This window comes from Parazoarcus communis (assembly GCF_003111665.1).
GTDB classification, from domain to species: Bacteria; Pseudomonadota; Gammaproteobacteria; order Burkholderiales; family Rhodocyclaceae; genus Parazoarcus; species Parazoarcus communis_B.
Genome location: NZ_CP022188.1, coordinates 857,423 through 879,381 on the forward strand (window position 1 = coordinate 857,423; position 21,959 = coordinate 879,381).

The window sequence follows — 21,959 nt, forward strand, 5'->3', positions numbered from 1 at the left end:
CTCAGTCCAGGATCACGGCGCGGCCGAACAGGCCGAACTCATCATCCACCGCCTTGCTGGTGTCGCTCAGCACCGTTGCAGACAGCACCACTTCGCCGCGCGACTCGTTGATCAGCTGCATGGATGCCGGGGAGGTCTGCAGGCGATACCACTCGTACACCATCCGCGGCTTCGTGCCGAGCGTGTTGATGCCATTGAAGCGGCCCCACCATTCGCGCTGCGTATCGGTGAGCATCTTCACGTAAGTGATATCGGTGCCCGGCGTAAAGCTCTTGGTCAGCGGCCCGACGAACGGCCCGCCGGTGCTCAGGTCGATGATGTCGATCGTGCCGGTCTTCGGATCGATCGTGTAGTTGACGTCCACGGTGAGCGTCTTCGGCGTGCTGGGCGTGCTGTCCTTGATCACCGCCGATGCCACGTCGAACGCACCGAGCAGCAGCCGCTGACCGACCTCCGGAGTCGTTACCAGAAGCTCGTCCGCGACTGCGGCTGTATCCTGCAGGTGCGTCTGGCCGCCCAGCAGCAGCTCCAGCTGCGCCGTGTTGACCTTGTGCAGTGTCAGGCTCAAGGCGCCCTCGGTGCCCTGGTCGATCACCAGGTCGATACCGCGCGCACCGGACGTGTTTTCCTTGAACTTCTCAACAGTCGGGGTTGCGCTGAACTCTGCGGCCGAACACTCGCCGATCATCCGGCCGGGGCCGGGCAGGCCACTGACGATTTCATGCAAGCTGAACTCGCCCTGCAGTGAAAAATACTTGAGGACTTCACCGTTCATTTCTCTTCTCCATCGGGATCAACAACAGTGCCCGTGGCGATCAGCCAGCGGACGGTTTCGGCATCCATGCCAAGGTCGGCGGGGTGGATCACCTCGCCAGCGGGATACGTTTTGCCGCGGTGGCGCACGCGTGTCGCCAGCTCCAACTCGGCAGGCAGCGCGCTTTCAGCGGCTGCGGTGGTTTTGCGGGTCATGATTCCTCCCAGGTCTCGGTGGTCAGGGTCAGGTCTGCGGCGTGGCACAGGACACCGGCAAACATCACAGGGCCAGCGCCGGTCAGCTGCGCGCCAATCTCGCCGTCGGGCGTCAGCGTGCTCGTGACTGCGCCGCCCAGCGTGGCGTCATCCTCAAATGCCCGGCGGATCGAATCCACCAGGGCATCGAACTCCAGCTCGGATTGCGTTGAATCCTGCAGCGCCATCACCCCGCGAATCAGCCACGTGGTGAATACCCGGCGGCCGTCCATACCGTCGCGCTCCACGCGAAACGAAAGCCGGCGCACATACCAGCCGCGCAGCTGCTCGGTTCCTGCACCGGTCTGCACCACATAGAGGGCGCGCAGCTCCGGGTGCTTGGCGGCATAGCGTTCATACGCATGCACCACGCCGATGCCCGGCACTGCATTCAGCAGGCCAACAATGGCCGCGCGCGTGGTCTCGGTGGTCTCGGCCATCAGGCTGCACCTCCTGCAATGCGGCGCTCAATGCGGCTCACGCACTCGCTGAAACCGGCCGTGATCTGTGCCTGGTTGGCGTCCCAGGCATTCGCGAACATGAAGTGCCCGGTGATGCCCACACGGGCGATCTTGCGGGCAATGCCCCATGCCGCGCGGTAGGCCTCTTTGCCGGTGGCGCCCAGCTTCTGCCGGGCCCACTGTGCCAGCGGCTCAATCGGCGGCATGTGGGGCTTGGTGCCCAGCTCAACCGGCACGGCGTATGAGAGCGATGTGCCCACCACGCCCTCGAACCCGATGCCGTCAATCGGTCGCACGTTGCCGATGATGCTGGTGCGCAGCGTGCCGTGCGTTGTTGGTGTGCGGTCCTGCACCTCGGCCTGCAAGTGCAGCGTTGCCGTGGTCACAAAGCGGCGCAGCTCGTCGGCCACAATCTCGGGCGCTTGGCGAATTGCAAGCGCCAGCTTTGCAACATCGGTCATGTCCGGGCCAATGGTCTGCACGCTCAGCCCCTCCGGTACAGACGGCCGCGGCCGGTGGTGCTCGGCAGCTCCATATCCACCACCACGCCCGCGGCCTCCATGCGCGGCTGCTCCACGCCCTGGGCGTTGATCTCGATCCCCAGCGTAGTGAAGTAGCGGTTGCGGTAGCTCTTGGCGCGTGCGGCCCATTCCCGGGCCGGGTGGCTGCGGTCGACGCTGTCTGCTGAGATGGTGGAGTCCGACGAATTCGCATGCACCGTGGCCACTTGCTCGGCCAGCAGGCTTGCGGCGTAGCACGCAACCGCCTCGAGGTGGTCTGCGGGGATCGTGTCGTCGGTGTCGGTGAGCAGATGCAGGCCTGAGTACGCAACGCGCGCGGTCGTGCCCGGCGTGACCGCACTGACCAGCCCGATCTGCTCGCCCAGCGGCGTGCGGTAGATGTACCAGCAGGCGGAATCCAGCGGCACCGGCGGCGTCACTACCGGGCATTCGACAGTGCGCAAATCGCTTGCGCCCTGTGCCCATGCAGTGGGCAGCGGGATCTGCACACCGTCTGCCACCACCACGTCTTCCACCAGCTCGCGCGGTCGGTCTTTGCTGTAGCGGGCGAGCGCCAAGCCAACCGCGCGATCGCGCTGGGCGGGGGTTACCCACTGCGCGGCATCGCGCACCAGGTCATCAACGATTTCGAGAAAATCAGCAAGCACGGCGGCGGCTCCATCGGGTTAGCCGACATGGTGCCGCGCGCGCGCGAGTGCGCTACTTCAAAGGGTTTTTGCGTTTTCGGGGTCGGGCGTTCAGGCTTACCGGTGAGCTGCTTCGAGCGCTGACTCGAGGCGCTTTTGCGCGGACTTCCACTTGCCGGATTCGATGGCCTTCACCAGCCTGGCCGCCGCCGCTTCGACGCGCTGCAGGCGGGCAAGCTTCGCCTCGAGCGTGCCCACCTGCTCTGTGAGCCTCTGGTACTCAACTGTATCGCGCACACCGTACATCGCTGCCTCCGTCGGTGGTGGGTTGATCCAGCGCACAGGCTGGTCGAAAAATGGATCGATCCGAAGCGCTCGCTCTGCCAGATATGCCGGATGATCGGGGCCGTAGGGCTCGTCCATTTCGTCGCCTGATAGGTGCCGCGTTATCCTGGAGCCTGCCGGGCCAGAACATGATCCCCGTGCAACAGGGGGTTAAACCGCATGGCCGATTGATTTGATAACGCCGGTCAGCACCGTTTGCATATTGATCGAGGCATACTCGTAGCCGGCCTGATTCGGGTGATTGTTGTCAGTCGTGTAAGTAGGCGCGTATCGCTCCGGTGTAGCCCCGTCACCAAGGCCGGCAACAGCATGCGCATACCAGCGCAGCGCAGATGGGGACGCCATTGCAGCCGCGCCAGCATTAAGCGCTTTCCGCAGGTCGTCTGCGCTAGCATTCCACGAATATGACGTATTCGGAGCCTGTGCGGACAGGATTACTGCTGCGCCAGCAGCACGAGACGCGCTAATCGCAGCGTGCATGTTGAATCGCTCAATGCGCAGCACGGTTGCAGCCGGCGTGCCGTCGTTCGGAGATCCGACTGTGTATACAACGACATCAGGCTTGAGCGTTGCGACGTTCTCGATCAGCCGAGCGGAGTACGTCGACGTGTTTAGACCGCCCCATCCTAGTGCAATGTAGCTGACGCTGTATCCCGCGAGGTTCATGTTCCGAACAGCAATCATTGCATCAGTCTCTCCGGCGCGTGTAGTGCCGGCTCCAGCGCGAATCGAGTCGCCATTAACGAGCACGACCGTCGATCCTTCGTCGCACTCAGCCTCCATCCCAATAATCGCGCCAGCACCCCGGATGGTGGTATCAGAAAACGAGGACGGCACCGTAAATTTATCGCCATCCTGCCAGCGGTGTGCGTAGTACGTGCCCCCGTCAAGCGGGTCAGACTCAGCCCACCCCATGTCATAAAAACCGATAGTGACATTCGCCGGCCCGCTGGTCGTATCGACCCACGCTTCGGCAAGCACCGGCCACGTACCTGGCGCTGTCACAGACTCCACTGCATCAATCTGCATCCAAGCAGACGCGGCCATTGACGGACGACCTACCGCGATGCGCGCCGGAATAGATACTGCGCCGCCGCTGATCCATGACGATGATGACGACGACCACAAGTTTGCTGTGAGCGCGCCGTTTGTCGACGGAGATATTGCGCAAGATGTAATTGCAGCCGTCGCTGAGTCAGCATTTGCGAACCACAGCCGAACGCGCCGCGGGCGGCTCTTGAAAGCCGTCGCTGCGCGGTATGTACGATGCGCCGCCTGCGCGACCGTGTGCGTTGCGAATTCGCCACACGGGATATTTATCCGTCGCAGTGTTTTTACAGGACTCCCCGGCAGGCCAATCGGTGTAGCACCAGCAGATACACTCACCCCGGTGAGTTCGTTAGTTTTTACATACAGCGGCGTGCCGTTAATCACGGTGCCGACAGCAGCGGTGGCACGCTCGGCGGCAGTTCGGCGGACGGTCATTGCATCAACTCCCAGCTCGCAGCGATCTCAGCCCCGACACCTGCAAACTGGATCTCGATGCGGTCCCACAGCGTGATATTGAGCGCGAGCTGCGTATTGCCGGCGGCTGCCAGGTTCGCTGCGGCGCGCGGGGATGGGCTCACGACAAGATAGCCATCGGCGGCCGTGATGCTCGATGGCGTGATGTCGCGCATCGGCGCATCCGGCGTCGCACGCCCGAGCACCTTCCAGCTGCTCACGGCAGAGGCCCCTTTGTTTTCGAGATCGACGCGCAGCACGCTGGCACCGTAGCCCGGGTTTGACGCCTGAATCACGGTGTCCAGGGTGGCGGTCAGTGTGCGGTAGGCTTTCTGTGCCATGTCTTGCTCCAGTGGCAGTTATTCGATGGGCGGATTTGTCATCAGAAGTCCCCTGCAGGCCAGCCACCGACCGCCCAAGCGGCGCCGGCCTGCAGGATCATCCCTCTCGCCGGGGGAGTGTCCGGTTACGCCACAACGTGCTTGCGCAGGCCGCGGTAGTCCATCACCGCGCCGCTGTAGATGTGGCGGATCTTGTAGGTGATCTTGTCGTTGCTGAACAAGCTGCCCACGTTCGGGGTGTCCTGCACGAACAGCTCGGGCTCTTCGCGGCCGTCCAGGAAGCCGATCTCGATGGTCGGGATACGGCGCGGGTCGGCAACAACAGCCCAGTCGTTGGCATCGGTCCAGTACGGCACCGCGATCACTTCGGGGTTGATGGTCTGCACGAAGGTCTTGTCGTTGTTCTGGTTGCGCACGAACAGGTTGAACGCCGCTTCCTGCAGGTCGAACGGCACCAGTACCGACGCGGGGCCGAGGTTGAGCTTCTTTCCCGATCCGGCGCGGACCTGGTTGATCATGGCCAGGCGGGCGGCGGCAAAGCTGGTCGCATCCAGCGCGGTGGTGCCGAGGTTGCCGTGGCTGGCGTGGAACAGCGCCACGGTGTCGTAGATCGTCGGGTTGGTGCGGATGAAGTCGAAGACGAACTCATACAGGGTGTTGGCCGCTGCGAGCGCCAGCTCAGTCGGGATGCGGCGGATGGCGCCAACATCGTCGTTGCGGATCATCTCGAGCGTCACGTCTTCGGTGCCGCCGCGCTTGGTGACCGCATAGCTGGCTTTCTCGTCGCCCGGGCTCGTGAGGGCTGCGTAGCCGGCGCCCTGGCTGACGCCCGGCAGGTTGCCGTATCCGCCGATGCGGGTGCGCTCTTGCGTGCGGAAGTCATTCACAGGCACGGCATTGGCGATGCGGCGCCACGCTTGCAGGTCGGTCATCGAGTCGTACTCGGCAAGCATGCGGCGCGTCATCGAGTCGCCGAGCACGTTGGCCCAGCCGGCCGAGGTGAGCGATTCCACAAAGCGGTCGCCGATGGACTCGCGCAGGCGGCTGACATCGCAGTCGCGCATGTCACCGGTCACGCGGCGATCGCCCGTGATCTCGATGTAGCACTCCTTGAAGCTGTGGATGCCGTTCTTGCCGCCGGTGAAGAAGCCGTCGAGCATCTCGCCGATCTTCGTGCTGCGGTCTTCCACCTGCACGGTTTCGTCGAAGTGGATCACGGGCTTGCCGCTCTCCGTGAAGCGCGCCAGGTAGGCCCGCTCGTCATCGACTGCCTTGGTCACGTCCGCTGCGGTGAAAGGCGTTTGCGCCTCGGTAAAGCGGGACAGCAGCTTGTCCTTGGCGGGCTGCGGCAGCTTGGCGCTGGCGATGGCTTCGCGTGCGATCAGGCGGCACTCGATCATGCGCACGGCGGTCACGGTTGCAGCGTCTGCAGCCGGGGCCTGGGGCGCGACGGCAACAGCCTCGCGGAAAGCGGTTTCGATCTGTTCGTCGGTCGCGCTTGCGCCGTCGAACTGCGGGTTCTTGGCCTGGATGGCCTCGATCATGCGTTGGCGAAGTGCCATGTCTGCATCCTCCTGGAGCGGGTCTTGGGTTTGTGCTTCGACGATGCGCAGCAGGGCACCGCCCGCACCGGGTTCTACGATCAGATCCACGGAATGGACCTTGGTGATTGCTGTTGCCTGGCGCACCTTGCGCCCGCCACGGCTGACGATCTTGGCCTTGGCGTCCGCGTCGATGGAGAAGCCAAACAGGTCGGAGAGGCCGCGGGCATGGGCTTCGCGCACACGCACCGCGACGTCGCCGTCTGGCTGGATCAGGTGCAGGTCGGCGTGGATCTCGCCGCTGTCGGGCGTGGCGCCCTCGACGAATCGGGCGTTGCGCAGCGCGCCGACGAGGTTGCGGAACGACTTGCCCGGCGCGACCCCGGTCTTGCTGTCGGCTGCGGCCACGTGCTCGGTGTCCGATTTCTCGAACACCCGTGCGCCCTCAACCAGGCGCACTGCATCGCGCAGTACCTGGTCCGGGTAATAGTTGCGGTTGCCGGATTCACCGGCACGGATCACGCGGATCACCCACACGCCGCCGGCGGGGTCGCCGCCAACGGCTTCGATGAACACGGTGTCGCCATTGCGGGCGGCCTCAACCATGCGTGTCACGGCGTCGACGTGTTGCATGACAACCTCACGCGGCTCGCCGAGGGTCACCGCGTTGTCGTCGCCGATGGTGTAGGGGTAGGCCACGAGACGGCCATCCTTGGCAACCACGATGCGGTCGGGGTACAGGGCCTCGGCATAGGTATCGACCCCCTTGGTGCGCAGGGCCATCACCACCAGGTCGCGCACCGCCCGCACCTCGGTGGCAGCGGCTTCTATGAGCCGCGCGCCGACAATGCCTTGCGCGGGGATCTTCATCACTCGCCGCCCTGGGCCTTGGCAGGCTTGCCTTTCGGTGCCTTGCCAACGAGCTTCTGGCCGTCGGTGGTGATGACGGTGATCACATCGCCGCGCACCGTGTTCGACAGCACCTCGGCGGGCATCACCTCAACGGCAAACTCTTCGCCCGTGGGGGTGCCGTCCTTGCCGCGCTCGATATCGACGCGGTTCACCAGCTTGGCCGCCTGTTCAGCGGGCAGGTCCATGCGGTGCTGCGGGGTTTTCTCGTCCATTGTTCGCTCCGTATCCGTCGGTTGTTTGGATTGACGGGGCGATGATGGGCGCTCGCGCGAGGCGAGCCGGACTAAAGGGTTTTTGGCTTTTCAGCCCTTTGACTGCGCGGCTTTGAGGGCCGCGCGGGCGCGCGCCTTTTCGGCGTCTGCGGGGTCTTTGGTGGTGCGCTTGAGACCGTAAGGGTTGTCCTTGGGCACCACTGGCACCGACACACAGCCGCAGTTGATCGTGTGGCGTGCCGGGCCGGTCGGGTCGCCGGGGTACATGAGCTTGACGGCACCGCCCTCGAGCAGGAAGGGCTTATCGACCGGCTGCTCCTGCCCATGTATTGCAACATGCTCGGGCCGCGGCTCCCGCTTTCCAGATTGTACCCAGCGTTTCTTCAGCCCGGGGACGGCCTCTGCGCTTTGCTCCATGCGCAGCTGGTTTGCGGTGGAGAAGGCCCGGTTCAGCTCGGTGTGCACAATGGTGGTGGCGCGCTTGTAGGTGGCCTCGTTCAGCGTGGTGGTCACGGCCTTGATGGCGTCGAACGGCGTTTGTGCGCCCATGGTAACGAGCCCCAGCTGCGTGTTGATGCGGTTGGCCGCCTCGGTGCTGATGCCGCTGATCTTCTCGGTGAGGAAGGACCGCATGGCGCCCAGCTGCACCACGTCCAGCTGCGGCAGCGCAGCGCTGATGCCGCTGGCCGCGAGCGAGCTATCAACCATTGCCGAGCCCCCGCGCCATGCTGCCACCTGTCCGCCATCGACCACGGCGGCGGCTTCGGTACCGAGCGCCTCCATCACGCGCCCGATCTCGGCGCGCAGTTGCGGCAGCAGCCACTGCTGGTAGTCGCTCGGGGCGCTGGCGAGGATCGCCATCACCTGCTTGTTGGCCTCGGCGAGCAGCGCCTTCAGCTCGTCCGTGGTGCCGTTGATCAGCCGGGTGCGGCCCTTGAGCGCGGCGAGGATGGCTTCGGTCGGCGTCATGCGGCCACCGGGGCGCGGGTGTTCCAGGCACAGGCGGCAGCGTACTCGGCCTCGGCCTTCGCGCCATCGTCCTGCCCTGGTCGGTACTCGATGTCCTGCCCCTGGGCGCGGCACTCGGTGCAGGCGCACACCACGCGGCGACGGCCGAACAGCCAGTCGAGGTTGTTGATTGCTGCTTGCCCGCCACAGAACGGGCAGGGGATCAGATCCGGGATCATTGCGCCAACGCCGGGACAGGCTCGGCAGCGCCGTCGGCGTTACCGTCCGCAGCGGGATCATCTGCAGGATCGGCGACACGATCCGGGTCTGGCGGCGGGAACAAGTCATTGCCGGCGCTATCGTCAGCCTCTTTCCGCGCGGCCTTGAGCTCCGCAGCGGGGTCGATCTCGACGCCCAGCCTGCCGGCAACAGATGCGATCATTGCCACGGCCGTCTCGCGGGTAATCAAGCCCTCGCCGAGCGCAGCAGCGCAGGCAATCACCACCTGCTGCAGCGCGCTGGCGTACTTTGTGGTGTCGCTGGCGGTCATCTCGGGGAAGATCGCCTCCACCTGCAGACGCTCGTCATCCCAGTCCGGCTCGCTGGATTCGGCAATGATGCGCTGGCGGATCACATACCGGCCCACGCACTCCAGCATGTATTTCAGAAAGCGCTGGCGCATGCTGAAGGTCTTGAACGTGGGCTCGCCCATGCTCTCGCCGGTCGCGCGGTTGACGTCGGCACCGCCGCCGAACCAATGCTCCGGGATGGTCGAACCACCGAGCACGTGGTTACGGAACAGGCGCGCGCCCTCGCTGGTGTCGCCCGCCTTGATGTCTGGGCTCTCGGCCCGCCACGTCTCGCCCTCGTTATGCACCCGCACCGCACCCGGCGCCGGGGCTTTGATGGTGCGCGCCTTGGCCTTGACTTCCTCTGGCGTGGCGCCGTTGAGCGTTACGTCCCAAACAAACGCGCGCAAAAAGTTGTAGCGCTCGATCTCGCCGAACAGAAACTGGTCGTAGGCATCCACCCAATCAGCCGGGGCGCGCAGGTCGCTGCGGCCGCGCCGGCTCACCGAGAGGTCATTCACGCAAAAGTAGAACGCGTCGCCGTCGGTAAAGGTCTGGCGGATCGCCTGGGTGCGCTCGGTGAACACGCTCTCGGGTCCATTCACGATCACGCGGTAACGCAGCGCGCGCCCCTTTCGGTCTTTCACGGTCACGATCCCGATCGGCTGCTCGGGGTTGTCCGGGTCGACCACAACCGTGCGGATCAGCGCGGGGTCGAGATAGCCCAGGCGCACGTGGCCATCCACCTCATTCACGAACGTGGGCCACACCTGCTCGCCGAAGATCGCCAGCTCGCGCACCTTCTTCGTCAGCTTCACGTCCATCTGATTGATCGGGTCGTTCCAGAAGCGGGTGATCGTGTCCTGGTAGTCCTCACCCGCGCGCAGCTCCACGCCCTCGCCGAGCATGTAGGCCAGCGGCAGCTCGATGATGCGGTTGGCCAGCAGGTTGGCGTCCCACAGGTAGAGCGCCGTCTCGCGCATGCGCTCCTGCGACAGCGGCGACAAGTCGCGCGAGCTGTCGCCACTGAGCCGGCGCCAGCCGTCCTCGTCATCCGGGTCAATCGTCGCGCCAGTGGCCTCGACCATGCGCACCAGGTCATCCTCTGATTCGCTGCCGAGCAGCCCGAAGGTGAGTTTGTTGAGAATGGACATGCTGCTATCGCTCCCGCGCAGTGTTGTAACGCGTGTTACAGAGGTGATAAGGGGCCTGCAGCCGATTCCGGCACCGTTCGGACACGCCGGGGCGGTTTTGGAGGCTGTAGGGGCTTAAATTGGCTTGCCGTGTTCTGACGTTCAGCCGGGCCAGCCGGGAACGCGCCCAGGCACATCAATGTGGGTCCATACATCCGGATCGAACGTGACCATGCGCTGCCACGACCCGGCGTTGTACCAACCTGGACACTCTCGATGTGGTAGCCACACCACCGCGATTGCGGGGCGTGGTCCGCGCTGGGGGCAGTCCGTGAATTGACTCGGATCAGAAACGCGGGGGTGCCCTGACACGCTGAACTCCTCGCGCTCGTCCCGGTAGTAGCTCTCAGCCGCGAGGATGAGTGTGCCGTCACGCGGCGCGGTGGATATCGGTTCCCATTTCATTTTGTGATCCTCTGCTCGTCTATCAATGGTGTCCAAGAAACCCGCCACGCCCGCCATTGCCTCGCCACCCGCCCGGTCGGCTGCTGCGGTACAGATCCGGCTCGGCTTCCACTGTCTCGCCCTCGGCCGGCTCTGCCTCGGCGCAGCTCGCTGCCCACGCCAGCAGGATGGCCACGCCGGCATCGCCGTGGCGCTGCTGGCCGTCGCTGCCCTTGCTGCGCACGTCCGGTATCAGGGGGATACCCTTCACCACCTGGAATGCGCGCAGGTCGTCGAGCACGTCGGCCGAGCGCGGCAGCAGGATGGTGCCGTCCTCAAACGCGGCCTTGAGCGGTGCGGTGTTATCGCGATACCAGGTCTGGCTGAGCATCACGCATTCAATGCGCGACGCGCCCCAGCGCTGCTGTGCTTTCTCTGCCAGGTATTGGCCGTTGCCGCGCGCGTCGAGCTTGCCCGAGCGCATTCGCGGCAGACGATCGCCGATGTAGAACAGTGCCTCGCGCTGCTGGTCGAACGGGCAGTTGGCCAGCTCGAGCAGGAAGGGGAATTTCCGCGTCATGTTGCGCTCGATCTGGAACGGGGCGATTGAAGTCAGGTCACCGGTACGGCCGAAGTCTTCGCCGAAGCCGCTGGTCAGATCCGGATCGAGCGCCAGCAGCAGCGGGAGCACATTGGCTTCGAGCCAGTCGCGCATCTCGGCCGTGCGCTGCTCGTCGGACCACAGCACGAAGTTGTCGGCAGGCGGCTTCCAGCGCAGCACGGGGGCGTCGTACATCCTGGCTTCGATCAGCGCACGGTTCAGCCAGGCGCCGCCCGAGTTTTTGGGGATGCAGTCCAGCTCCTCGCCCGCGTTGTCGCGGTACTGGGCGCGGATGTCTGCCACCCACTTGGCCTTGCCTTCCTCGGTAGGCTCTTTGCCGGTGCGCAAACACACGCGTTCGTACAGGCCATCGGTGACGGCATCGTCGAACGTCACCCGGTGCAGGGCATACGGCACCTTGCCTGCGCGGATGTCCTGGCACAGTTCGTTGAACGGGTTCTCGGCGCCGTCGTGGGTGCTGATCACATGCACCTCACCACCCCAGATCAGCAGCGCCATGGCGGCCTTGAGCAGCTCGCCCAGCGCGGTGTGGAACGCGGCCTCGTCGATGATCACCCGGCCCTGCTTACCGCGCAGGTTGCGCGGGCTGCTCGATAGCGCCGTGACGCGCCAGCCCGAGGCGAAGCGGATTGTGAAGGTCAGGATGCTCTGGCGCTCGTCGCCATCAATGAACACCTCTTCTCCCTCTTCGATCTCGCCTGCGGCCAGCCCGTACATACGCGCCCAGTCCGCACAGTCGCGGATGAACTCCTCGGCCATGTCCTTCGTGTAGCCGATGTACCAGGCATCCATGCCGCTGGTGGAGGCGGCGAGCAGCGCAGTGTCTGCCGCCTCGCCCCAGCTCAGACCGATCCGGCGCGACTTCTCCATCACCTTGACCTGCGTCTTGTCCGCGCACCAGCGCTGCTGGTACGGCAGCAGCGCCATGGGGGTGCGGGCCTCGCGGGGTTCCAGCGTATGGCCGACAGCGAGAGCAACGGTACTCTGGGCCGGCACCTGGTCATTCATTGCGGCCGATCCTCGTCGTCGAATCGCATGGATTCATGGTGCTCGACAGGGTCGTGGACGATGACGCCAAAGTCGTCGGCCGCGAGCCAGCGTCCACACACCACGCACCAGTACCCTTGCGTGGTTTCTTGCTGCGCTGATGCATCTGTTTGCGGGACCATTTCAGCATCGTCTCCAGGCGGCTGCGCTTCACCGCTCGACAACCAAGGCGAGATAGGCACAGACAGCGCCGACACCGACGCAGAACAGCGCGAACTCTTGCGCATCTGGCCACGATAGGTGTGGCGCAACGATGATCGCTGCCACTACAAGGAAGAACCCCGTCATTACCGCGAAGATATTGCTCATGACACCAGCACCCGCAGCAGCGGCCGGATAAATGCGGACTCGTCGCGCATCACACTCCCCCTCGCACCACACCGCCCTTGAACATCTCGTCGAACTCGGATTGCCGCAGACGGTCGGCGTAAAGGCCAATCTCCATACTGCGGCGGTAACGGGAGGGGGCCGCGGCGAGCTTCATGGCCTCCGCATGCATGTAATCGGCCGCCGCCGGATATTCATCACTCTGGAACCAGCGCAGATTCACATCGATGGTCCCCACCCGCCAAACCGGAACCATCGTCTCTTGACGCTTCGCGTTCATGAGTTCAGCGCAGCGCTGGTGGCAATACTGCAGCTGCTCCATGTTGAGTCCCGCGAGGAATTCGTCTGTGCTCATACCACCCCCAGAATCTTCTGCCGGATCAGCTCGGCGGCGTCGTCGCTCAGCCCCTGAGCCTTGGCGGTCTTCACCGCCTCCACTGCGGCCTTCTTCGCGGTCTCTTCGCGGATCTTCAGAATGCGCTGGGTGGTGAGCACGTCGGCGCTGGCCAAGTCCTTCATCGCCTTCGCCAGGAACATCACCTCTTGCGAGTCGGCGCCTTCTTCACGGTCGCCGATGCTGCCCAAGGTCTGGAAGGCCACGGAACGCAGCATCTCGGGCAGCAGGCGTGCCACGTCGCCGTCGGGTTCGTTCTCGAACTTGTTCACCCAGACCTTGGCGACTTCCTGCGCTTCCTTGTAGCGGCGCATCTGCTCTTCGGCGCGCTGGGCGTAGCGCCCCAGGGCCGAACGGCTGACCGGGGCCTCGCCGCCGTTGAGCTTGGCGAGGTGGGCCACGATATCGTCGAGCGTGTAGCGGCCCTCGCGGATCAGCTCATCCACGGCACTGCGCAGGCGCGGGTCGAGCTGCTGGATGCTGCTCTTGCGGGCCACGACTCAGCCCCCCGGTGCCGGGCGCTTTACGCCGGGCACCACGCTGCGGCCATTGGCCACATCTGCGCCGCGCTGGGTGAGCGTGGCAATGCCCACGCTGCCCACGGTCTCGAACTGCACCAGGCCCTGTTCCATCAGCCAGTGCAGGTCGGTGACAAGGCGGTCCATGCCTACGGCGTGGCCGAAGCCCTCGAGGGCGGACTGCAGCAGGTAGGCGTTGCCGCGATAGTCCGGGGCCTGCTCGAGCAGGCGCAGGATGACGAGCCGGCGGTCGGCAATCAGTAGGTCGGCGAACTGGTTCATTGTTTCCCCTGGAGCAAGTAGCCGTGGATCAGTTGCAGCGTGTGGTTGGCCCCCTTGAACTCGCCCTCGAGCCCGCGAATGCCGCCGGCAAGGTCGTCGATCCGGGCGTGCAGGCGCTTGAGGTCTTCATGCGTCGGGGCATGCTCGAGGTCTTTCTCGACCCGAGAGAGTCGGTCGGCATGCGTGTCGAGACGGCGGTCCATGTCGGTTCCGATGGATTCGATGCGCGCATTGAGCGAGCCCTGCAGGCTGCTGATGCGCTCGTTGGTTACGCGGTTGCGGTTGGCCTGCCACGTGTAAATGGCCACCGCCCAGATGACGACGGTGTTGATGATGCTCAGCCAGGTCTGCAGTTCTTTCGGGTCCATATGCGTCACGGTCTTTTGATGGTCGGGTCGTGCCAATCGATCAGCGCATCGAAGCGTCGGACGCATTCGGCGTACTGCCCAGCGGCGGCTCTGGCCCAGAGGGCCACGTCAGTGTCGGCTGCAGCTGCGCTGGCATCTTCAATCCCATCGAGCGCGGGATCGGCTGCAGCACTGGCGGCATGCGCTGCAGCAGGCTCGCGGGCGGCCTCGGGCACACCAGCACGGGCGATGCCGGGGGCACTGTCGAGCAGGCGCAAAGCAGCCCCATCGAGACAGCGGCGGCCAGTCGTGGCCTGGCGAATTTTTTCATCGAGCTTCTCCTGTACGAGCATTGCAGCGCGGTTTGCGCTGTGCAGCTGGTGGGTGATCTCGTCGCCACGGTCCTGCGCGTCCTGCAGTGCCGTGCGCGCGGCCTGCTCGGCCTTCTCTGCGGCCTTTGCATGCGTCTCGCGCAGTGTCGCCAGCTCGGCGTTCTTCGACCATGCGACAAGCTGTGCGCCCGACGCGGCACCCGCGGCAAACACTAGGGCCCATAGGATCCAGCGCGGCACGAAGGCGGTGACGATCTGAGTGATGGGCGTCATGGCTTCAGCCCCTGATTTGTCACGATGCGCAGCATTGCGTTGAGCACTGGCAGGCCGACGGCCATCGCCGTGTAAAGGTTCACCGGCAGCATGGGCTGCAGCTTTCCGGTGACTGCTTCAAGTGCGACCAGCCCCGCGGCGATCGCATTCACCCACAGGGTTTTGCTTTTCCACCAGCACTTGGGGCATGCGGCGCTGCTCATTGCGGCGCCCTCTTTGCATGCGACCGCGCGAGCACGCTGGGCAGATCCATCTCCCACAGCGAGTGGTGCTCACCAACATGCACCAGGTGGCCACCGGGCAGGCGGCGGCCATTCTCGCGCCAGGCGCGGATGGTCTTGACGCCAGCAGCGAGCAGATCCTCGCCCAGGGCGCGCAGGTCTGCGCGAGTGAGTTCTCCTGTCGCGGCAGACAGCACCACGGTGTCGGCGAACTCCCACGTAATCACGACACAGCCACGGCGCACACTGGCGCCGGGCATGCCGTCCCAGGCGCGCACGACTTCGACCAGCGGCTCGCGGCTGATGCTCATCACGCGCGCTCCGGCTCGCCTTCCAGCGGCTCGCGCACGACCAGCACATTGCCCGCATGCAGATGCACCGTGGCCGTAATGCCAGCGTCGATGCGCTGCACGCGCACGGGGGTGTCGAGCACCTGGCCGCACACGTCGACGTTGAACACCTCTGCCAGCAGATGGCGGGGGTTGTCGGGCTCGTGATGGGTAACAGACACACGGATGGTCATTTCGATTGCTCCAGGATGTGACCTGCGAGCGGCTGCATGCCCCCCGCCAGCCAGTCGGAAACGGAGAAGCCGGGGCACAGCTTTTTTGCGCCGGTGTCGCGATGGCCGCACACCCCGCGCCAGTACGTCTCGGGGGTGGCGAGCTCAGTCGGGATGCGGTACGTCTTGCACAGATGCTCGACCTGCTGCCGCAGCTGGCTCCACTGCACCAGGCTGAACCTGTCTGTGCCGATCAGGCACAGACCAAGGCTGGTGGCATTGAGCCCGCGAGCATGCGCGCCCACCTCCGACACGTGCCGGCCCGTGGCCAGCCCGCCGTTGGTGTAGATCACCCAGTGATAGCCGATATGGGGAAGGCCCGGGTTCCAGGCCTTTTGTTCAGGGGATGCGAGCGTGCGGCGGAACCCCGCCTCGCGGTGCCAGTGGTCGATATCCAGCACGCTGGTCCACCGCCCGTTGGGGGTGGCCGCGCAGTGGATTACAAGGGTGTCGATTCGTCGCGTCGTAGCCATGCATGGAGACTACGCGCGCGCGGGGGGATGGCTGGGCTAAAGGGTTTTTGCGGTTTTCTTGTTCGATCTGCACACTGTTTTGCTGTTGAAAACGCGTGGTTCACTCGTCGAACACGGAAACCCGTTTTGATGGCGGGCACTCGAAGAAGCTGCGCTCGGATGCGTCTTTCGCTTTCTGCTTCTCGCGCTTGATGTTATCGGGATGGCGAAACTCCTTCTCCCATCGCTTTGCGTCTGCATGCCGTTCGCGCAGCTCGTCGCAGTAGTCGCGGGCCGGCGGTGCGGCGCGGGCCCGCTCGCGGCGCTCCTCGGCTTTGTCACGGGTGGCTTGGGTGGCGGCTTGAATGCGTATGCGTTGCACGCGCTGGCGCTCCAGTTCGGCTGCGGCCTTGGGGTCGAACTCTCCGCGAGCGGGTCGTACATCGATCACCTTCGAGTCCGGGCTACAAGGGCGATCTGCGAACACGGTCTTGCCGCCTTCCTGACACTTATAGACTTGTGCGTGTACGGGGATGGTCACCGCGAGAGACATGAAAAACACGACGGTTCTCTTCATGGCCGCAAGAACCCGAAGATAGCTGGTATCGCTGCCGCAATGGCAGCGAAAAATGCCACAAGCAGCAGGAATGCCGGGACGGACGCAAGCACCCACTTGATCATGAACGTCACCATCGACTCGAACCCCATGTGTACATCCATCACCACAACCGGCTGACGAGTATCTCCGAATGGTCTTCCACAATGTGGGCAGCTTGCTGCCAGCTTGCTGACAATGCCGCCACAGTCTGCGCATGCAGCAACCGGCGATGCTGCAGCAGCACGGCGGACGCTATCCTCATGTAGCCGACGGGCATCTTCATTCCTGCGTCTCTCAGCCTCTACTGCGGCTCTTTCATCCTTATCTGCTTTCTCCGCACTGGCGATTGAAAGTTCAGCCTGCCTGGCTTTTGCCTTTGCATAAACAACCCCGCACCGGGGGCACTCGTAGTCTGGTGCTGGGTCATTCGGATGGCGGACATATCCACATTTTGGGCAAGTTACGGTCACGTCCATTCTCCCATTCTGTGGTCAGCTTTCCTCGTCGGTTCGGCGTGACCTGACTCCTGGTGCGAGGAGTAGCGCAACACCACTCCCCTTTAACGTAATGCGGACACCACAGAACTCGACCTTCATCTCGGACGGGTCTGACTGCTGCGGAGTGTTTCCGCGCAGCAATGCACTCACGCGCTCACGCGCCCAATTGTCATCCATGTTGGCACCTCAATGCTAGTACGAGAAGCATTGATCATATCTACGCCACATAGATCTCGTGATTTCATTGCGATGAATACGTGACCATATTCACACAATCGAAGAAACCTTCTTCCGGGCTGTATCGCGCCGAATATCGCCGTTCTCATCAAGGCGTAGAACAACCAGCACAGCAGTCACCAACTCCCGAAACCTTCGCCCGTTTGGCATTTCTGCGCCAGTGTCCTTAGAGAGCAGAGCGTCATACACAAGCTCTGCCACCATGGGCCATGCAGGATCGGCCTCAGTTCCACGCGCAAGCGTCTCACGACCAGCAGATTCTGGACTACGGACACTATAGGTTTCAGTCTGGTCACTGACTCCGTGCTTCACGTCGTTGTCCAGCTTCCACGGCCCCATTCCGGTGAGCAACCACTCCGCACTCACCCCGCCTGCAGCAGCGATCTTGTTGATCTGAGTCATGCCTGGCTTCGACCTGCCGCTGACGTAAGACCTCAGCGTGCTCTCGGCCATCCCCGCGCGCTTTGCGAATGCATTGACGCTCTCCGCGCCAATGGTCTTCTCAAGCCTGTAAACGAATGGAGGGGGGTCGGGCCACGCGGCCGAATCTTCCGACATAAATATCTCCTCAATTCGCACAATTGTGTTGACATGACTCGCACAATTGCGCGAACATTAAACCACACCGTCCGACCACGAACGGCAACTTAGACGACACGCAATTGCGCGCCGCTGCCCCACAGGAGCAACCATGAAACTTCGTACCGCTGATGAAGCCCGCGCAGCCCTTCAGGCGAAGGGCATCTCCATCACCCAGTGGGCGATCGCCAACAAGTTTTCGCCCAACCTCGTATTTGAGGTTCTCGGTGGCCGCAAGAAGTGTGTGCGCGGCCAGGCCCATGAAATCGCCATCAAGCTCGGGATGAAGGACGGAGAGATCTGTACCGACCCCGCCCGCGCCCTAGTTATACCCACCCGCCAACGCGCAGCCGCCTGAGGAGCAATGCCATGCATATCCGCCTTCAAACCATCGTTTACCTCACCGATCTCAATCCCGACTTTTGCGACGCGTTCGCAGACACCTTCATGTCCGTTGGCATGGAGGCTGGCACCTGCTTTGCCATCGGGGCCTGAACACACCCCGATTTTAGGCCACGAAAACCGCTTTTCTCACATCCAAACGGGTTTCGTTTTCTACCCCTCACGATCAGGTCATATCGAATGAACCGCCATTCTTCGAAACCCTTGCCGACCAGCCTGCGCGCTGCGTTTGAAGCCGACAAGGCCCACGCTATCAGCAAGCGCCGCCTCAGCATCGAGCGCCTCGCCGAGCTGATGGCCATCACCCCCGCGACACTTTACAAGTGGCTCGAAAACGATGCCATGCCGGTTAACCGCCTGCCGCTGTGGGAGCACATCACCGGCAGCGACTACGTGGGGCGCTATCTCACGGCAAACGCGCACCGCGTGGTGATCGACATCCCGACGGGACGCAGCAGCACGGCCTCCGACGTGCAGTCCCTGCAGATCACGCTCAATTCCGCAGTGGGCGCCCTGCTCGCGTTCATGAACGGCGAAACAGACCGCGACACCACGCTCTCGCTGCTGGGCGCTGGCCTCGAAAGCCTGGCATGGCATCGCGAGAACGTGCGCAAGAACGATCAACCCGAGCTGGAGCTGAACTGACATGGCATCGCGCTACGACAACGCAGCACAGCAGCGCATCTTGCGCGCCGTGGTGGTGCTGGCCGGCAACGAGTTCATGGGCATCGCCCCCGGCGAACTCGCCAAGGCCCTGGGCGAATCGCCGAGCACTGCAACCCGCGACCTGCACAACATGAAAGAGGCCGGGTTTGCAGAGCAGATCCAGGAGACCGGGCGCTGGAGGCTGGGGCCGAAAGTGGTTCAGATCTCCTACGCATTCTCAACCGAACTGGCCCGCGCTGAATCGCGCCTGGCTGAAGTCAAAAACCGCTACACGAGGGAGCCGTAACCATGGCACGAAAAGCATCCGAAGCAGTCCTGCCGCAGATCGCAGAACCCGCCCCTGAGCTGGTCCGCAACGACCTGAACACCATCGACAATCTGGCAGCAGCGACATCCGAGCAGAACATGATGGTGCGTGCCGTTGCGCACCAGGTCGGCTATCAACTCCCGGCAGACTGCACCGACCCCGATCTGATCCAGCGCGACATCGCGTCGAACATGCGCCGGACGGTGGAGGCCATGATCGAGGTGGGCCGCGGCCTGATCGTGCTGCGCGAAGCCTGCGCGCACGGCGAGTTCATGGCACGTCTCGACGTGCTCGGCTTCGATAGCCGGGCAGCGCAGCGCTATATGCAAGTGGTGCGCAAGTTCGCAAATGCGTCGACGTCGACGCATTTGCTGAAAGCGGCGGCGACGCAAAGCAAGCTGCTTGAGATGCTCGTGCTCGACGACGAGCAGATCGAAGAGCTTGAGCTCACCGGGCAGACCGGCGAGCTGAACCTCGACGATATCGCAACGATGTCAGTCAAAGAGCTGCGCGAAGCACTGCGCGACGCACGCGAGCAAGGCAGCGCAAAAGACCGCCTGTTGGCAGACAAAAACGCCAAGATCGACGAACTTTCGACAGGCACGAAACGCCACAAACCGGTGGTAACCGAGGTTGACGAGAAGGTCGGCGCCTTCAAAGCCGAGATCGCCGCAGGCTTCGATGCGCTCGAAACCACCATCAGCCAGATGTACCTGGTGCATGGCGCGATCCTGAAAGAGGACGTGCAGTGGGGCGACACCGACGACGCCGAGCGGCTGATCCTGCGCCAGTTCGCGACCCTGTTCGGCGACCGGCTCAACCGATCCGCACAGCAGCTCGCGGAATTGTGCGACCACTACGAAGCGACGCTGGCCGGATGGCGTGCAGAGCTGGACGGACACGCCCTGCAGGTGGGTGTTGCCGCAGACAACGCTGAGGCCTGAGGAGCACATCATGGCCATCACGCCCGACACCACCCGCGAATACCTGCAGCAGCTCGCAAGCCGGCTCGACGCCGCCGCTCACGGTGGCAAGGGCGCGCTGCTCGAAGAGGCGCGCACCCTGTACGGCTGGAGCGCCGGCAAGCTGTATGCCGAGCTGGAGCGCCAAGCCGGCTGGACCAGCGGCCGCAAGACCCGCGCCGACAAGGGCAGGAGTCGCCAGAGCATGGAAGCGCTGGAGACGATTGCCGCCATGCAGCGCGGCAGCGTGCGCGCCAACGGTAAGCAGACCATGTTCACGCCGGTGGCCAGCAGCATTGCAATGATCAACGGCCTGGACGTGTCTGTGTCTGCCCGTCAGATCAACCGCCTGATGCGCGCAACCCGCATCAACACCCGCCAGCAGTCCGAACAACGGGCACCGGTGGCCCTGCGCAGCCTGCACCCCAATCACGTGCATCAGGTCGATCCGTCGCTGTGCCTGGTGTACTACCTGCGCGGCGAGCAGCGCATCATCCGCGACGACGAGTTCTACAAGAACAAGCTCGAGAAGCTCGCCAAGGTGCAGTTCAAGTGCTGGCGCTATGTGCTGTGGGATCACGCCAGCAGCACGCTGATCCCGTGGTATGTAGAGGCCGCGGGCGAGAGCCCCGCCAACCTGTACCGATTCCTGATGTACGCCTGGGGAGCGCAACCGGGCCGGCGTTTTCATGGTGTGCCCAAGATCCTGATGTGGGACAAGGGCAGCGCCAACACGGCACACGCGGTGCAGAACCTGCTCAAGGCGCTCGAGGTAACCAGCATCACCCACGCGCCCGGAAACGCGCGCGCCAAGGGCGGCGTGGAGGGCGGCAACAACATCGTCGAGACGCAGTTTGAAAGCCGGCTACGCTTTGACCCCGTGCATACGGTTGAGGAACTCAACGCCGCCGCATCCGCATGGGCCGAGGCCTACAACGCCAACGCTATCCCGCACCAGGACACGCGCCTGCGCCGCGACGGCATGCCCGCCACCGCGCGCTACGACCTGTGGATGCGCATCCGCGAAGACGAGCTGCGCCTGCTTCCGCCCGAGAGCGTGTGCCAGGCATTCCTCGAAGGCCGCGTATCCCAGCGCAAGGTGGCGCGCGATCTGACGATTTCGTTTGCACACCCCCGGGCCGGTGGCACGCGCACCTATGACATGGCGGGGCTGGCCGGCGTATGTGCTGGCGACAAGCTCGATATCTCGCCGCTGCTGTTTGGCGACTGCGCTATCAGTGTGCGGGTGCCGCGCTACGACGGCGAGGACATCACCTACCGGCTGGAACCCGTGGAAGTGGATCTCGACGGCTATGGCCGCCCGATGTCGGCGCCGGTCATCGGCGAGACCTACGCATCCCGCCCCGAGACCGATGCCGACCGCAGCGCCAAGCAGCTCGACGGCCTGCTGTACCCGGGCATGACGGCGGACGAAATGGACAAGGCCCGCCGCAGCAACGCCGCGTTGATGGGCGGAAAGATGAACACCGTGCGCCACCTGGCCGATGTCGAAATCCCGGCCGCGTTGCCGCGCCGTGGCACCGACATTTCCATCAGCGCGCCGATGTTCGAAACCGCCCCGATGACGCATTTCGAAGCCGCAAAGGCGCTGCGCGGCCGAGGCGTGGAGCGCAGCGACCTGCACCCGTGGCTGGTTGCGAACTACCCGGACGGCGTGCAGGAAGCCGAGCTGGAACACATTGCCGCCTCGCTCAAGGGCGAGCGTACTGCCCCCCGACTGGCGTCGGTGGGGTGAACGGATTCGGCCCG

General features: G+C 64.0%; 34 protein-coding genes and 1 pseudogene. 6 read left to right on the forward strand and 29 right to left on the reverse strand.

What is annotated here, in order from left to right; translation table 11 throughout:
- Nucleotide 1 precedes the first annotated feature (1 nt).
- From CEW87_RS03925 to CEW87_RS22990, 29 genes and pseudogenes are all read right to left on the reverse strand, one after another.
- Nucleotides 2-775 carry a hypothetical protein gene (locus CEW87_RS03925; RefSeq protein WP_108971541.1) on the reverse strand — a complete coding sequence of 258 codons (774 nt, stop codon included), beginning with the start codon at nucleotides 773-775 and terminating at the stop codon, nucleotides 2-4.
- Nucleotides 772-969, reverse strand: a complete 198-nt coding sequence (locus tag CEW87_RS03930; protein ID WP_108971542.1) for a hypothetical protein — start codon at nucleotides 967-969, stop codon at nucleotides 772-774. Before CEW87_RS03930 ends, CEW87_RS03925 begins: the two co-directional genes overlap by 4 nt.
- Complete coding sequence (locus CEW87_RS03935; protein WP_108971543.1) at nucleotides 966-1,448, reverse strand: hypothetical protein; 483 nt, start codon at nucleotides 1,446-1,448, stop codon at nucleotides 966-968. Before CEW87_RS03935 ends, CEW87_RS03930 begins: the two co-directional genes overlap by 4 nt.
- Nucleotides 1,448-1,951, reverse strand: coding sequence for an HK97 gp10 family phage protein (locus CEW87_RS22305; protein ID WP_159098074.1), 504 nt, complete (start codon nucleotides 1,949-1,951; stop codon nucleotides 1,448-1,450). Before CEW87_RS22305 ends, CEW87_RS03935 begins: the two co-directional genes overlap by 1 nt.
- A 2-nt stretch (nucleotides 1,952-1,953) precedes the next feature.
- Nucleotides 1,954-2,637: a hypothetical protein gene (locus tag CEW87_RS22310; protein WP_159098075.1), complete on the reverse strand. Its 684-nt coding sequence runs from the start codon at nucleotides 2,635-2,637 to the stop codon at nucleotides 1,954-1,956.
- 96 nt (nucleotides 2,638-2,733) lie between these two features.
- Nucleotides 2,734-3,039, reverse strand: coding sequence for a hypothetical protein (locus CEW87_RS03945; RefSeq protein ID WP_108971545.1), 306 nt, complete (start codon nucleotides 3,037-3,039; stop codon nucleotides 2,734-2,736).
- A gap of 72 nt (nucleotides 3,040-3,111) precedes the next feature.
- The gene (locus CEW87_RS03950; RefSeq protein WP_108971546.1) at nucleotides 3,112-4,446 is read right to left on the reverse strand and encodes an SGNH/GDSL hydrolase family protein; all 1,335 of its coding nucleotides are present in this window, start codon (nucleotides 4,444-4,446) and stop codon (nucleotides 3,112-3,114) included.
- Nucleotides 4,443-4,805, reverse strand: coding sequence for a hypothetical protein (locus CEW87_RS03955; RefSeq protein ID WP_108971547.1), 363 nt, complete (start codon nucleotides 4,803-4,805; stop codon nucleotides 4,443-4,445). The genes CEW87_RS03950 and CEW87_RS03955 overlap by 4 nt, the downstream gene beginning before the upstream one ends.
- Before the next feature lie 125 nt (nucleotides 4,806-4,930).
- The gene (locus CEW87_RS03960) at nucleotides 4,931-7,216 is read right to left on the reverse strand and encodes a hypothetical protein (RefSeq protein ID WP_199917112.1); all 2,286 of its coding nucleotides are present in this window, start codon (nucleotides 7,214-7,216) and stop codon (nucleotides 4,931-4,933) included.
- A complete protein-coding gene (locus CEW87_RS03965; protein WP_108971549.1) occupies nucleotides 7,216-7,470 on the reverse strand; it encodes a hypothetical protein in 255 nt (84 codons plus the stop codon). Before CEW87_RS03965 ends, CEW87_RS03960 begins: the two co-directional genes overlap by 1 nt.
- 90 nt (nucleotides 7,471-7,560) lie before the next feature.
- Nucleotides 7,561-8,439 (reverse strand): phage minor head protein, encoded by an 879-nt coding sequence (locus tag CEW87_RS03970; protein ID WP_108971550.1) that lies wholly within the window; start codon nucleotides 8,437-8,439, stop codon nucleotides 7,561-7,563.
- Nucleotides 8,436-8,657 (reverse strand): Lar family restriction alleviation protein, encoded by a 222-nt coding sequence (locus tag CEW87_RS03975; RefSeq protein WP_108971551.1) that lies wholly within the window; start codon nucleotides 8,655-8,657, stop codon nucleotides 8,436-8,438. Before CEW87_RS03975 ends, CEW87_RS03970 begins: the two co-directional genes overlap by 4 nt.
- The gene (locus tag CEW87_RS03980; RefSeq protein WP_108971552.1) at nucleotides 8,654-10,141 is read right to left on the reverse strand and encodes a hypothetical protein; all 1,488 of its coding nucleotides are present in this window, start codon (nucleotides 10,139-10,141) and stop codon (nucleotides 8,654-8,656) included. Before CEW87_RS03980 ends, CEW87_RS03975 begins: the two co-directional genes overlap by 4 nt.
- 466 nt (nucleotides 10,142-10,607) lie before the next feature.
- Complete coding sequence (locus tag CEW87_RS03985; RefSeq protein ID WP_108971553.1) at nucleotides 10,608-12,194, reverse strand: hypothetical protein; 1,587 nt, start codon at nucleotides 12,192-12,194, stop codon at nucleotides 10,608-10,610.
- Nucleotides 12,191-12,355, reverse strand: a complete 165-nt coding sequence (locus CEW87_RS22315) for a hypothetical protein (RefSeq protein ID WP_159098076.1) — start codon at nucleotides 12,353-12,355, stop codon at nucleotides 12,191-12,193. The genes CEW87_RS03985 and CEW87_RS22315 overlap by 4 nt, the downstream gene beginning before the upstream one ends.
- Nucleotides 12,356-12,383: 28 nt before the next feature.
- Nucleotides 12,384-12,542 (reverse strand): hypothetical protein, encoded by a 159-nt coding sequence (locus CEW87_RS22320; RefSeq protein WP_159098077.1) that lies wholly within the window; start codon nucleotides 12,540-12,542, stop codon nucleotides 12,384-12,386.
- Between the two features lie 49 nt (nucleotides 12,543-12,591).
- On the reverse strand, nucleotides 12,592-12,915 hold the full coding sequence (locus CEW87_RS03990) for a hypothetical protein (RefSeq protein ID WP_108971554.1): 324 nt from the start codon (nucleotides 12,913-12,915) through the stop codon (nucleotides 12,592-12,594).
- Nucleotides 12,912-13,451, reverse strand: coding sequence for a DUF3486 family protein (locus CEW87_RS03995; protein WP_108971555.1), 540 nt, complete (start codon nucleotides 13,449-13,451; stop codon nucleotides 12,912-12,914). The genes CEW87_RS03990 and CEW87_RS03995 overlap by 4 nt, the downstream gene beginning before the upstream one ends.
- A gap of 3 nt (nucleotides 13,452-13,454) precedes the next feature.
- Nucleotides 13,455-13,754, reverse strand: coding sequence for a hypothetical protein (locus tag CEW87_RS04000; protein ID WP_108971556.1), 300 nt, complete (start codon nucleotides 13,752-13,754; stop codon nucleotides 13,455-13,457).
- Complete coding sequence (locus CEW87_RS04005) at nucleotides 13,751-14,122, reverse strand: DUF2730 family protein (protein ID WP_108971557.1); 372 nt, start codon at nucleotides 14,120-14,122, stop codon at nucleotides 13,751-13,753. Before CEW87_RS04005 ends, CEW87_RS04000 begins: the two co-directional genes overlap by 4 nt.
- Before the next feature lie 5 nt (nucleotides 14,123-14,127).
- Nucleotides 14,128-14,706: a hypothetical protein gene (locus CEW87_RS04010; protein ID WP_108971558.1), complete on the reverse strand. Its 579-nt coding sequence runs from the start codon at nucleotides 14,704-14,706 to the stop codon at nucleotides 14,128-14,130.
- Nucleotides 14,703-14,909, reverse strand: a complete 207-nt coding sequence (locus CEW87_RS04015) for a hypothetical protein (RefSeq protein WP_108971559.1) — start codon at nucleotides 14,907-14,909, stop codon at nucleotides 14,703-14,705. Before CEW87_RS04015 ends, CEW87_RS04010 begins: the two co-directional genes overlap by 4 nt.
- Complete coding sequence (locus tag CEW87_RS04020) at nucleotides 14,906-15,238, reverse strand: hypothetical protein (RefSeq protein WP_108971560.1); 333 nt, start codon at nucleotides 15,236-15,238, stop codon at nucleotides 14,906-14,908. The genes CEW87_RS04015 and CEW87_RS04020 overlap by 4 nt, the downstream gene beginning before the upstream one ends.
- Complete coding sequence (locus tag CEW87_RS04025; protein ID WP_108971561.1) at nucleotides 15,238-15,450, reverse strand: hypothetical protein; 213 nt, start codon at nucleotides 15,448-15,450, stop codon at nucleotides 15,238-15,240. The genes CEW87_RS04020 and CEW87_RS04025 overlap by 1 nt, the downstream gene beginning before the upstream one ends.
- The gene (locus tag CEW87_RS04030; RefSeq protein WP_108971562.1) at nucleotides 15,447-15,962 is read right to left on the reverse strand and encodes an N-acetylmuramoyl-L-alanine amidase; all 516 of its coding nucleotides are present in this window, start codon (nucleotides 15,960-15,962) and stop codon (nucleotides 15,447-15,449) included. The genes CEW87_RS04025 and CEW87_RS04030 overlap by 4 nt, the downstream gene beginning before the upstream one ends.
- A 100-nt stretch (nucleotides 15,963-16,062) precedes the next feature.
- Entirely contained in the window at nucleotides 16,063-16,503 is a 441-nt protein-coding gene (locus CEW87_RS04035) for a DUF4124 domain-containing protein (protein WP_159098078.1), read from the reverse strand.
- A 157-nt stretch (nucleotides 16,504-16,660) separates the two neighbouring features.
- A complete protein-coding gene (locus CEW87_RS22325) occupies nucleotides 16,661-16,822 on the reverse strand; it encodes a hypothetical protein (protein WP_159098079.1) in 162 nt (53 codons plus the stop codon).
- Between the two features lie 481 nt (nucleotides 16,823-17,303).
- On the reverse strand, nucleotides 17,304-17,675 hold the full coding sequence (locus tag CEW87_RS04040) for a hypothetical protein (protein ID WP_234421660.1): 372 nt from the start codon (nucleotides 17,673-17,675) through the stop codon (nucleotides 17,304-17,306).
- A 6-nt stretch (nucleotides 17,676-17,681) separates the two neighbouring features.
- A pseudogene (locus tag CEW87_RS22990) lies at nucleotides 17,682-17,831 on the reverse strand (hypothetical protein); the annotation flags it as partial.
- 133 nt (nucleotides 17,832-17,964) lie between these two features.
- On the opposite strand from CEW87_RS22990, the gene CEW87_RS04045 reads away from it, so the two are divergent.
- From CEW87_RS04045 to CEW87_RS04065, 6 genes are all read left to right on the forward strand, one after another.
- Nucleotides 17,965-18,210 (forward strand): DNA-binding protein, encoded by a 246-nt coding sequence (locus CEW87_RS04045; RefSeq protein ID WP_108971565.1) that lies wholly within the window; start codon nucleotides 17,965-17,967, stop codon nucleotides 18,208-18,210.
- Between the two features lie 11 nt (nucleotides 18,211-18,221).
- A complete protein-coding gene (locus tag CEW87_RS22875; RefSeq protein WP_267897194.1) occupies nucleotides 18,222-18,347 on the forward strand; it encodes a hypothetical protein in 126 nt (41 codons plus the stop codon).
- A gap of 87 nt (nucleotides 18,348-18,434) precedes the next feature.
- The gene (locus tag CEW87_RS04050; RefSeq protein ID WP_108971566.1) at nucleotides 18,435-18,899 is read left to right on the forward strand and encodes a hypothetical protein; all 465 of its coding nucleotides are present in this window, start codon (nucleotides 18,435-18,437) and stop codon (nucleotides 18,897-18,899) included.
- Between the two features lies 1 nt (nucleotide 18,900).
- Nucleotides 18,901-19,206 carry a helix-turn-helix domain-containing protein gene (locus CEW87_RS04055; protein WP_108971567.1) on the forward strand — a complete coding sequence of 102 codons (306 nt, stop codon included), beginning with the start codon at nucleotides 18,901-18,903 and terminating at the stop codon, nucleotides 19,204-19,206.
- A gap of 2 nt (nucleotides 19,207-19,208) precedes the next feature.
- Nucleotides 19,209-20,171 carry a DUF3102 domain-containing protein gene (locus tag CEW87_RS04060; protein ID WP_108971568.1) on the forward strand — a complete coding sequence of 321 codons (963 nt, stop codon included), beginning with the start codon at nucleotides 19,209-19,211 and terminating at the stop codon, nucleotides 20,169-20,171.
- A 10-nt stretch (nucleotides 20,172-20,181) separates the two neighbouring features.
- Nucleotides 20,182-21,945 carry a DDE-type integrase/transposase/recombinase gene (locus tag CEW87_RS04065; RefSeq protein WP_108971569.1) on the forward strand — a complete coding sequence of 588 codons (1,764 nt, stop codon included), beginning with the start codon at nucleotides 20,182-20,184 and terminating at the stop codon, nucleotides 21,943-21,945.
- Nucleotides 21,946-21,959: the final 14 nt, after the last annotated feature.